We start from the raw sequence: 11,503 nt of genomic DNA, 5'->3' as shown, positions 1-11,503 counted from the left end.
ATCAAGAGGCCTGCGGGAAAGTCCCAGGAGCCCGGCCGGCCGCGCCGGCGCCGGCTGACACAATCGCCCCCATGCCCGGCCCCGTGTTCCCGCTGCTCGACGCCCGCCCGCCGCGCCCCGCCGCGCCGGACGGCGCCGCGCCGCGCGGGCTGCCGCTGGCCGACGCGCTCGGCCGGCCGCTGCGCGACCTGCGCCTCTCGGTGACCGACCGCTGCAACTTCCGCTGCGGCTACTGCATGCCCAAGCAGGTGTTCGACAAGCACCACCGCTTCCTGCCCCACGCCGAGCTGCTCAGCTTCGAGGAATCGGCGCGGCTGGCGCGGGTGTTCGTCGGCCTGGGCGTCGAGAAGCTGCGCATCACCGGCGGCGAGCCCACGCTGCGCCGCGGGCTGGCGTCGCTGGTCGCCCAGCTCGCCGCGCTGCGCACGCCCGACGGCCGCGAGCTGGACCTGACGCTGACCACCAACGGCTCCACCCTCGTCAAGCAGGCCGCCCCGCTGCGCGCCGCCGGCCTGAAGCGGCTGACGGTCAGCCTGGACGGGCTGGACGACGCCGTCTTCCAGCGCATGAACGACGTCGGCTTCCCGGTCGCCGACGTGCTCGCCGGCATCCGCGCCGCGCAGGCCGCGGGGCTGGGGCCGGTCAAGGTCAACATGGTGGTGCAGCGCGGCGTCAACGACGGCCAGATCCTGGCCATGGCCCGGCACTTCCGGCACAGCGGCGTGGTGCTGCGCTTCATCGAATACATGGACGTCGGCGCCACCAACGGCTGGCGCATGGACCAGGTGCTGCCCAGCCGCGAGGTGCGGCGCCGCATCGACGCCGCCTTCCCGCTGCGGCCGCTGGGCCCCGGCGCGCCGGGCGAGACGGCCGAGCGCTGGGCCTATGCGGACGGCGGCGGCGAGGTCGGCTTCATCTCGTCCGTCACGCAGGCCTTCTGCGGCGGCTGCAACCGCGCGCGGCTGTCCACCGAGGGGCGGCTGTACACCTGCCTGTTCGCCACGCGCGGGCACGACCTGCGCGCGCTGCTGCGCGGCCCCCGGCCGGCGGACGACGCCACGCTGGCCCGCGCCATCGCCGGCGTCTGGGCCGGCCGGGCCGACCGCTACTCGCAGCTGCGCGGCCAGCAGCCGGCCGCGCTGGCGGCCGAGCCCCGCGTCGAGATGCACTACATCGGTGGCTGAGCTCCACGCCCTCGTGCTGGCCGGCGGCCGCGGCAGCCGCATGGGCGGCGTGGACAAGGGCCTGCAGCCGCTGGCCGGCCGGCCGCTGGCCGCCCACGTCATCGACCGGCTCGCGCCGCAGGCCGGCGCCGTGTGGATCAGCGCCAACCGCAACCTCACGGCCTATGCGGCGCTGGGCTGCCGCGTGCTGCGCGACCCGCCCGGCCTCGAATTCGCCGGGCCGCTGGCCGGCATGCTGGCCGGGCTCGCCGCGCTGCCGGCCGGCGCCTGGCTGCTGACCGCGCCCTGCGACGGCCCGCACCTGCCGGCGGACCTGGCCGAACGGCTGCGCGCCGCCGCGCCGCCCGGCGGCCTGGCCTTCGCGCGGGCCGGGCGCGAACACCCCACGCACGCGCTGCTGCACGCCGGGCTGCGCGAGCCGCTGGCCCGCTACCTGGCCGGCGGCGGCCGGGCCGTGCTGCGCTGGATGCTGGCGCAGCCGCACGGCGTCGCCCGCTTCGACGACGAGGCCGCCTTCGCCAACTTCAACCACCTGGCGGACCTCGACTAGCATTGCCCATCTCTCCGCCAGGAGCCTCCCGCATGGCCAGCCTGTTCCGCCCCGCCCTCGACCTGATGGCGCAGTACGCCGCCTACCACCGCGACCGCCGCAACATCGCCACCCACTTCGTCGGCATCCCGCTCATCGTGTTCGCCATCAGCGTGCTGCTCGCGCGCATCGGCTTCACCGTGGGCGACACGCCGACGAACGCCGCCGTCGCCGTGTGGGCGCTGAGCTCGCTGTGGTACCTGACGCGCGGCCACCTCGCGCTCGGCGCGGCCACCGCCGCCGCCAACGGCGTGCTGACCGCGCTGGCCATCGCCGCCGCGCAGGGCGGCACGGCGGGCTGGCTGGCCATCGGCGTGGGCAGCTTCGCCGCCGGCTGGGTGTTCCAGTTCGTCGGCCACTACTACGAAGGCCGCAAGCCCGCCTTCGTGGACGACCTCGTGGGCCTGCTCGTCGGCCCGATGTTCGTCGTCGGCGAGGCGATGTTCATGCTGGGCTGGGCGCGCGGCCTGCTGGCCGAGATCGAGCGCCGCGTCGGCCCGACCCACCTGCGCGACCTGGCGCATCCGTGAGGCCCCTCGCCCGCCCTGCACACACACCGCCAGCACAGGCGCCGTGGCGGCGATGAGCGGCATCCTCGTCATGGGGGCCGGCTCGGTCGGCTGCTTCATCGGCGGGCTGACGCAGCTGGCCGGCGTGCCGGTGCATTTCGTGGGCCGGCCGCGCGTACTGGCCCACCTGCGCAGACACGGCCTGCGGCTGACCGACCTTGACGGCCTCGACCGCCACATCCCGCCGCCGCAGCTGCGGCTGCACGAAGACATTCCCGCCGGCCTCAGGCCCGACCTCGTGCTGCTGTGCGTGAAATCCGGCGCCACCGCCGAGGCCGCCACGGCACTGGCGTTGACGATGCCCGAAGGCACGGACGTCGTCAGCCTGCAGAACGGCATCGCCAACACGCCGGCGGCCCGAGCCCTCGCGCCGCGGCTGCACTGGCATGCCGGCATGGTGCCCTTCAACATCGCCGAGCTGGCCCCCGGCCACTACCACCGCGGCACCACGGGCTCACTGGCCGTCGAAGGCGACGCGGCAGACGCCGCCCTGGCCGCCTGGCAGACCGCACTGGCCCGCGCCGGCATGGCGCTGACGCTGCACGCCGACCTTGCCCCCGTGCAATGGGGCAAGCTGCTGCTGAACCTGAACAACCCCGTCAACGCCCTCTCCGGCCGGCCGCTGCGCGACCAGTTGCTGCAGCGCGGCTATCGGCGTGTGCTGGCCGCGCTGCAGGAAGAAGCGCTGGACCTGCTGGACGCCGTGCAGCGCCCCGTCGCGCAGCTCTCGCCGCTGCCGCCGCGCCGCCTGCTGATGCTGCTGCGCCTGCCCACGCCCATCTTCCGCCTGGCCGCCGCGCGCATGCTGCGCATCGACGCCCAGGCCCGCTCCAGCATGGCGGACGACCTGGCCCAAGGCCGCAGGACCGAGATCGACGTGCTGTGCGGCGAGGTGGTGCGCCTGGCCGGGAACCTGCACCGCACAGCGCCGCTGAACGCGCGCATGCAGGCGCTCGTCGAGGCCCAGGCGAAACGCCGCCGCACCTACACGCCGCGCGAGCTGCTGCAGGCCCTCGGCCTGTCCTGACCGGTCAACGCTTGAGAGTCTTTCGGCCGTGCCCGAAAGGCACGCCGGGATGAAAGGCGCTAGAACACCCACCCCCCCTGCACCAGCACCCGCGTGCGCCCGGCGCGCTCGCTCATCGGCTCGCCGCCGGCGGTGCGGCGGGCGAGCTGCAGCTTGGCCATGCCGCCGCCGGCGCTCGCCAGGCTCAGCGAGGCGCCCACGTCGGCCAGCGTGCGCGGCTGGCCGGAAGGCCCGGCGGGGTGGGCCGCGCGCGCCCGGCCGTGGTCGGTGAAGACCCCCGCCGTCCAGCGCAGCCGGCTGTTCTCCGTGCCGCCCAGCGCCTTGTTCAGCTCTGCGTGCAGCAGCACCGCGTGGTCGCCGCTGAGCTCGCCGATGGGGTAGGCCAGCACGCCGCCGCTGCCGGCCACGCCCATGCGTTCGCTGCCGTCGAGGTTGCGCCCGCTCAGCGTGATCTGCGCCCGCGCGCTGGCCTGCGCCGTGACGCCCTGCGGCAGTTGCACGGCATGCGCCAGCCGGAGTTCGAGCTTGCCGTAGTCGCCCTCGGTGCGGTCGCCCGCCGCGTCCAGCGCCCGGGCCGTGGCGTCGCGGAAAGCGAGCCGCCCGTAGCTCAGCGCCGCGCTGGCCGTGGTCTGGCCGTCGTGGCCGGCCAGCAGCGCGTGGATGTGGCGCAGGCTCACCGAGGCGGTGACGCCGTGCGAGCGCTTGGGCGTGACGAGGCCGGCGCTGCGCACCTCGTCGCGCAGCTGCCGCGCGGCCAGCGCGAGGCCGGCTTCGATGCTGGTGGCCCGGGTGCGCTTGAGCGGCGTGGTGAGGTTGAGTTCGAGCGCGTCGGCGGTGCCGGTGGCGTCCAGCGCGGCGTAGCGGTCGCCGAGTTCGTAGCGGGTGCGCGAGAGCGCGGCTTCGGCACGGGTGCCGCGGGTGCTCAGCAGCGCGGCGTAGGCCAGGCGCCCGTTGGCCAGGCCGGCGTGTTCGGTGAGCAGGCCGCTGGCGGAGAGCCGGTCGCCGCGCCCGGTGGGGGAGTTCCAGTCCACGGCGCCGGAGAGGCGCGCCTTGCCGGTGTAGCGCGAGCCGTGGTTGTCGGCCAGCAGGTAGCCGTTGGCCGCGGGCGTGGCCTGGGTGCCGACCGCGAAGTCGCTGGTGCCCACGCGGGCGCCGGGCATCACGTCGGCGCGCACGACCTGCACGCCGGGCGTGTCGTTGATGATCAGCATCGCGCGCTCCAGGGTGTCGAGCGAGACGATGTCGTAGCGCTTGACGTCGTCCAGCAGGCCTTGCACGACCGCGTCGTTGACGCGCGAGCGGTTGTCGAGCACGAAGCGGCCGTAGTTGCCCTCGAGCACGCGCAGCGTGAGCACGCCGCCGCCGGCTTCCTGGGCGGGCTCCTGGGCGGGCACGTAGACGCGCGCGACGAAGTAGCCGCGCCCGCGGTAGTAGCGGGTGAGGCGGGCGGCCAGGGCTTCGAGCTCGGCCAGGGTGTAGGCCTTGCCGGCCTCGCCCTGCAGCTGGGCCTGCAGCGTGGCGGTGTCGATCTCGCGGTTGCCGGCGATCTCGAAGCGCGCCACCTGCACGCGCGGGCCGCCGCCGGGCAGGGCCTGCATCGGGGGTGCGGGCGGGAGGTTGCCGAGCGTGGGCAGCGGCGGCGCGGTGTCGGGGCGCGGGGCGGGCGCGGGCAGCTGGCGCAGCGCGTCGCCGATGCCGGGCGGGGCCGTCTGCGCCTGCGCGGCGAAGGCGGCCAGCGCGAGCGCGGCCGACAGCGCCGACAGCGTGAGAAGGCGGGGCTCGAAGGTGCGGGCGCGGGGGGCGGAGCGGGTCGTCATGGACATCGGGGGCATGGGGGTGATGGGAGAGCGGGCGGTCAAGGCGTCACTCCTCGGCCTGGACGACGAACAGCAGCTGGTCCACGCCGGTGGGCAGGCGCACGCCGCCGTTGACGATCTCGGCCAGCGAGTTGCGGCTGAGCGGCACGCGCACGTCGGGCGGGGTGCCGGTGGCGGCCCCCGCGCCGGGCTTGAGCATCGCGCGGGCCTGGGTCAGCGTGACGCCGGTGCTGGCCTCGCCGCCGCGCGGCGCGGACACCAGCGCGAGCGCCGCGCCTTGCTCGAAGGCGCCGGCCAGGGCCTGCGGCATCGCCACGACGTTGGGCGCCAGGCCCGCCACCGGGCCGGTGGCGTCGCCGGGCAAGGCGGCTTCGGTCAGCGCGGGCACGGCCGGCAGGGTGCGCACGGCCTGCGCCACCACGGCCTTGACGGCGTTGTCCTGCACCGTGATCTGCAGCACCGTGTTGCCGCTGTCGGCGATGGCGTAGTGCGCGTCCTGCGCGGCGAACTGCGCGCGGATCTCGTAGACCCCGGCGTTGCGGATGGCGTCCACCTGCTGGCCGTCCTTCCAGATCGTGTAGGCCAGCGCGCCGGGCTCGGTGCCGGCCACCGTGTTGGCCCAGCTCTGCAGCACCAGCTGGTCGAGCTGCGCGGGGGTGACCAGGTCGGAGCCGTTGGCCGTGTAGAGCTTGCCCGGCTCGGCGCTGGCCAGGGTGTAGGTGAGCGGGCGGTGCAGCAGGTTGCCGGTGAGGCCCTGGCCGGCGCCGCCGGCCAGCTGGTAGTTGCCGGCGTCGGCACCGCCGAGGGCCAGGCCGGTGAGGGCCACGGGCTTGCCGCTGCCGGCCACCGTGTCGGCGAAGGCGGCGCTGTAGTCGAGGGCCAGCTGGTCGCCGGCGATGCGGTCGTCCGTGGCCTGCACGCTGGCGGCCAGCGTGCCGTCGAACACCTTGTCGGCGACGGTGAAGCTCAGCTGCAGCACGCGCGGGGTGATGAGCACGCTGCCGGTGGGCGAGCCGGCCAGCGCGTAGTTGGCGTTGCTCAGGCCCAGCGTGCCGGCGGACAGCGCCTGCGTGCCCACGCCCTTGCCGGCCAGCGCGGCGCTGCCGGTGAGGCTGGCCTGCTCGCCGGGCAGCACGCCACTGAGTTGCAGCAGGTCCAGCCCGGCCACGGCCGTGCCGTCGTAGGCCCGGCTGGCGCCGGCGATGGCGCTGACGGTGACGGGGCGGGCGGTGATGGTGACGTTGCCGGTGGGCGTGCTGCCCGTCAGCGTGTAGTTGCCGGCAGCCGTGCCGGTGAGCGCCAGGCCCGACACGCCGGCCAGCGCCTGCACGCCGGCATTGGCGCCGGCCAGGCTGGCGTTGCCGGCCAGGGCCAGGTTGTCGCCGCTGACGATGTTGGTGATCTGCAGCAAGGTGCTGCCGGCGTCGGTGGTGGCGTCGTAGACCCGGCTGGCGCCCGCGACGCTGGCGATGCTGACCGGCCGCGCGGTGATCGTCACGGTGCCCGTGGGCGTCGTGCCGACCAGCGTGTAGTTGCCGGCGTCCACGCCGGTGAGCGTGAGGCCCGTGAGGCCCGCAATGGCCTGGGTGCCCACGTTGGCGCCGGCCAGCACGGCGCTGCCGGACAGGCCCACGCTGTCGCTGCCGATGAGGTTGCCGAGTTGCAGCAGCGCATTGCCGGCGTCGGTGCTGCCGTCGTAGACCTTGCTGGCACCCGCGATGCTGGCGATGCCGACCGGCCGCGCGGTGATGGTCACGTTGCCCGTCGGCGTGCTGCCGACCAGCGTGTAGTTGCCGGCAGCCGCGCCGGTGAGCGTCAGGCCGGTGAGGCCGGTGAGGGCCTGCGTGCCGATGTTGGCGCCGGCCAGGCTGGCATTGCCGGACAGGCTCACGCTGTCATTGCCGACGATGTTGGTGATCTGCAGCAGCGTGCTGCCGGCATCGGTGGTGGCGTCGTAGACCCGGCTGGCGCCCGCGACGTTGGCGATGGCGACCGGGCGTGCGGTGATGGTCACGTTGCCGCTGGGCGTGGCGCCGACCAGCGTGTAGTTGCCCGCGTCGGTGCCCGCCAGCGTCAGGCCGGTGAGGCCGGTGATGGCCTGGGTGCCGACGTTGGCGCCGGCCAGCGTGGCGTTGCCGGACAGGTTCACGCTGTCGCTGCCGATGAGGTTGCCGAGCTGCAGCAGCGTGCCGGCGGCGTCGGTGCTGCCGTCGTAGGCCCGGCTGGCGCCAGCCGCGACGGCCACGCTGACCGGGCGGGCGGTGATGGTGACGCTGCCGCTGGGGGTGCTGCCGACCAGCGTGTAGTTGCCGGCATGTGCGCCGGTGAGCGTCAGGCCGGTGACGCCGACGAGCGCCTGGCTGCCCACGCCGGCGGCGGCCAGGGTGCCGGTGCCCGACAGGGCCACGCTCTCGCTGCCGACGATGTTGGTGATCTTCAGCAGCGCGTGGCCGGCGTCGGTGGTGGCGTCGTAGGCCTTGCTGGCGCCGGCCACCGTGGTGAGGGCCACCGGGCGGGGCAGCACCAGGTAGCTCGATCCGTTGAGGGTGTAGTTGCCGTTGCTCAGGGCCAGCGTGCCGGCCGAGGCCAGGGTCTGCGTGCCCACGCCGGCGCCGGAGAGGGTGCCGCTGCCGGTGGCGGTGACGGTGTCGCCGGCCACCAGGTTCTGCACCACCAGGTCGGTGCCCGCGAAGGCGCTGGTGCCGTCGTAGGTCTTGCCGGCCTGCACCACGCGCGGGGTGATGGCGGTGCCGTCGGCGGCGAGCGTGACGCTGTAGTTGCCGGCCTTGCCGCCGTTCGTGCCGTCGGCCAGCGTGGCACCCACCTGCGCGGTGGCGCCGGCGTTGGCGGAGGTGAAGGTGACGGTGGGGGTGAAGACCAGGGTCTCGCTGCCCACCAGGCCGCTGAGCGTGCCGCCGGTGGCGCTGCCGGCGGTGGTGCCGTCGTAGACCTTGGCGCCGACCGTGGCGCCGGTGATCGTCAGGGCCTTGGGCGTGACGGTGGCGGCCACGGCCTGGCCGGTGAGGGGCGTGAAGTCGTAGTCGCTGGGCAGGCCCGAGCCGGTGACGGCCAGGCCCGCCACGTCCACGCTGGCGCTGCGGCTGCCCGCGTCGGGGCTGTCGAGCACGCCGGTGACGCCGGTGAAGCTGAGCGTGTCGACTACGGCGCCGCCGGTGGCGGTGGCGGTGACGGTGGCGCCGGTGGTGCCGTCGTAGGCGCGTGTGGCCACGCTCAGGGCGGCCGTGACCGCGGCCTTGCTGACCTCGACCGTGCCGGAGGGCAGGCTGCTGCCCAGCGTGTAGTTGCTGCTGGAGAGCGTCAGGCCGCCGATGTTGTTGACCGAGCGCGTGCCGGCGTGGATGGAATCCAGCGTGGCCAGGCCGCCAAGGCTCACGCTGTCGCCGTTGACGGTGCCGGCGAGGTTGAACAGGCTGGCCGCGGCCACGTTGCTGCCGTCGTAGACGCGGGTGGCGCCGTTGTTGACGGCCAGTGTCAGGGCGCGGGGATCGACGGTGAACGCGCCGGTGGGCAGGGTCACGTCGTAGTCGGCCGAGTTGAAGCCGGTGGCCCAGGTCAGCGAGAAGATGTTGGGCGTGCTGGCGTAGGCGTAGCTGCCGGCGTTGGTGGTGGAGGAGATTGCGGTGCCCCAGTTGACCGACAGGCAGCCCGTGCAGCCGGTGAGGCTCAGGCCCGACAGTGAGGGCAGCACCGTGTCGCCGTAGGTCATGCCCAGTGCGCCGGGCAGGGTCAGGGTGAGTGCTGTGGTGGTGGGCGTCCAACCCGCCTTGTGTACCGGGTAGCCGTCATTGAGCGTGCTCTTGTGCAGCCAGGGGCCGGTGGGGCCGAAGTCCCAGTTCGCAGCGGTGAACGTGGCCTTGTCCGTCATCTGGGCGTTGGAGAGCCCGCTGCTGTTGGTGATCGTGCGCGGCACTGATACGCCAACGTTGCTGCCCACCGCCACAGTGGCCGCGCCGGTGACCGAGTTGTCCCAGAAGCTGTTGGTGACGGAGACGGTGACAGTCGTACCAGGGTCTTTCTCGGTACCGCCGACAAAAGCTCCCGAGCCCGTCGGCACACTGCCCACGTGGTAGCTGCGCTCGATGATGGTTATGGCACGCGCACGGCCAACCAATCCGCCACCGGGTTTGCTATTGCCGCCCGGCGTTGTCACGTCGACACGCGCATAAGAGTCGGCCACATGCACACCCGCCTGCCCGCCTGTGCCCGTATCGCCCGTGTTGTAGCCGACCAAGCCGCCTGCCACTTCGCTTGCGGACACCGTACCCTGGACAGTGCTTCGCACGATGCGGGCAGCGGCATAGGCGTCCAAGTTACCGACCAATCCACCGGAGTATTCAGCGCCCGAGACGCTCAGATTGGAGACGGAAACCCCTGAAATCCACACTGGACTCGTCGCAGCCGCAACCAGGGCGGATGCAGCATTCGCGCTACTGCCATGGACGTTCACATTCTCCAGACGCAGGTCGCGCACCGTCAGGTTGCCTCGCGTTCCGCCAAAGAAGGCGGCTTTCGCGGTCGAGGCGCCCGCGATGTCGATGTTGCTGATCGTGTGCCCCAGCCCCGTGAACACCGTGGGCGTGTTGCTGCCCGCCACGGAGTTCGTGAAGCTGATGCTGTTGGCATCCATGTCCGCCCCCAGCGCCAGGTACGCGGTCACGGTGCTGGTGTTCAACGCGCCGATCAGGTCGGCGGTCGAGGTGTTGCCCAGCGCGCCCAGGCTGGTCACCACGGTGTAGGTGTTGGTGCTGCCGAGCCCGCCCGCCATCGTGGAAAAGTTCTGCCCGGCCTGCAGCGAGATCGGCGCCCACACGTAGTAGTCCGAGGCCTGCCCGCCGACCACGCCGTCGTTCGCCGCCTGCCCGTACTCCAGGGCCAGCTTGCCGCTGGCGCCCGTGGCGGTGATGGGCTTGTTGATGTAGATGTTGCGATCGGCCACCAGCGACAGCGTCGTGTTGGCCGACCAGTTCACCGCGTCGTTGACGAAGATGTCGCCGTTGCCGCTGGTGCCGCCGTTGATGCTCAGGATCCCGACATGGTTGTTGTTCAGCTGCGCCGACAGGGTGGCGCCGCTGATGTCGCCGCCGCTGGCGATGGTGTAGTCCTGCGGGTCGATCAGCCAGGTGCCAGTCTTGCCCTGCGGCGCGGCCGTGGTGATGTGCGCGCTGTCGGCGACCTTCACCTTGGCGGCGCTGGTCTCGATGAAGCCGCCATTCACACTACTCGCGCCGTCCGGTGCGCCGGCGTCCAGCGTGCCGCTGACCGTGGTGGTGCCGCGCTCCATGTCGCCCAGCAGCACGATTTTTCCCTCGTGCTCGGCGATGCTGCGCGCGCGGATCTCGCCGCTGTGGTTGACCATGCCGTCCAGCAGCCCTTCGGCTGCCTTGGCCGTCAGCAGCACCTGGCCGCCATCGGCCAGGATGGCGCCGCCGTTGGCCACCAGGCTGTCCAGCGCGCCCTGCTCCAGGGTCACGCCGACCAGCGAGCTGCCGTTGAAGTTGAGCGTGACCTGGTTGCCCGCGGCCAGCGCGACGTGGCCCAGCTTGGCCGAGATCACGCCGTCGTTGCGCACCTGCTGGCCGATCAGCGCCACGTAGCCGCCGTCGGCTGCGTTGAGCGTGCCTTCGTTGACGACGCTACCGGCGCCGCTGCCGCTGAAGCTGGCCTTGCCGGCCATGAAGTCCGCATCGCTCAGGTCGCGCGTGGAGGCCACGAGGCCGGCCGTGTCCACGCGCGCGCCCTTGCCGAACAGCACGCCGTTGGGGTTGAGCACGAAGACCTGGCCGTTGGCCTTCAGCGCGCCGTCGATGACGGAGGTGTCAGCGCCGGTGACGCGGTTCAGCACCACGGCCTGCGCATTGGGCTGCTGGAAAGTGACGCTGGCGTCCTTGCCGATCGAGAAGTTCTGCCAGTTGATGGCCGCGCGCTGGCTGCCCTGGGTGACCGTCATCGCGCTGCCCTGCTGGGCGATGGCCGCACTGCCGGCGGTGACCTGCCCGCCGGTGGGCAACGTGCCCGGGCCGGCCGCGAAGGCCGCGCTCGCGGCGGCGACCAGGCCGGCCGCACCGGCCGCCTTGCCGCAGCTGCGCGCGGTCTCCGCGACGGCGACGAAGGCGCCCAGGCGCCGGTTCCAGACTTTGCGATAGATGTGGTTCATACGGGCTGCAAGACGGTGAGGAGCCACGCGGCGCCACCCCCACCTGGGCGGTGGCGCGCGCATGTGAAAAACAGGTGCAGCCAGTATTCGGAAAACGCTCAGATCCGTATACGCGGATCGCGCAAACCTCTATACGGATTGC

The 11,503-nt window shown here is 73.1% G+C and carries 6 protein-coding genes; 4 read left to right on the top strand and 2 right to left on the bottom strand.

The genetic code is table 11. From position 1 onward, the window contains the following. The first annotated feature begins 71 nt into the window (after nt 1-71). From moaA to QM788_RS12320, 4 genes are read left to right on the top strand one after another with little or no spacing between them, the layout of a single operon-like run. The gene (gene moaA / locus QM788_RS12335) at nt 72-1,184 is read left to right on the top strand and encodes a GTP 3',8-cyclase MoaA (RefSeq protein WP_415661771.1); all 1,113 of its coding nucleotides are present in this window, start codon (nt 72-74) and stop codon (nt 1,182-1,184) included. Next, nucleotides 1,177-1,734 carry a molybdenum cofactor guanylyltransferase MobA gene (gene mobA, locus QM788_RS12330; RefSeq protein ID WP_415661770.1) on the top strand — a complete coding sequence of 186 codons (558 nt, stop codon included), beginning with the start codon at nt 1,177-1,179 and terminating at the stop codon, nt 1,732-1,734. The genes moaA and mobA overlap by 8 nt, the downstream gene beginning before the upstream one ends. Nucleotides 1,735-1,766: 32 nt before the next feature. Continuing rightward, complete coding sequence (locus QM788_RS12325; protein ID WP_415661769.1) at nt 1,767-2,303, top strand: DUF962 domain-containing protein; 537 nt, start codon at nt 1,767-1,769, stop codon at nt 2,301-2,303. Between the two features lie 52 nt (nt 2,304-2,355). After that, nucleotides 2,356-3,369: a 2-dehydropantoate 2-reductase gene (locus QM788_RS12320; RefSeq protein ID WP_415661768.1), complete on the top strand. Its 1,014-nt coding sequence runs from the start codon at nt 2,356-2,358 to the stop codon at nt 3,367-3,369. A gap of 59 nt (nt 3,370-3,428) precedes the next feature. On the opposite strand, the gene QM788_RS12315 is transcribed toward QM788_RS12320, so the two are convergent. Continuing rightward, entirely contained in the window at nt 3,429-5,192 is a 1,764-nt protein-coding gene (locus tag QM788_RS12315) for a ShlB/FhaC/HecB family hemolysin secretion/activation protein (RefSeq protein ID WP_415661767.1), read from the bottom strand. Between the two features lie 40 nt (nt 5,193-5,232). After that, nucleotides 5,233-11,361: a YDG domain-containing protein gene (locus QM788_RS12310; protein WP_415661766.1), complete on the bottom strand. Its 6,129-nt coding sequence runs from the start codon at nt 11,359-11,361 to the stop codon at nt 5,233-5,235. Nucleotides 11,362-11,503 lie beyond the last annotated feature (142 nt).

The organism is Roseateles sp. (assembly GCF_047654785.1).
Taxonomy (GTDB): Bacteria; Pseudomonadota; Gammaproteobacteria; order Burkholderiales; family Burkholderiaceae_C; genus Pelomonas.
Note: the sequence above shows the minus strand (reverse complement) of the source record. Positions and strands in the feature narration are given on the sequence as shown.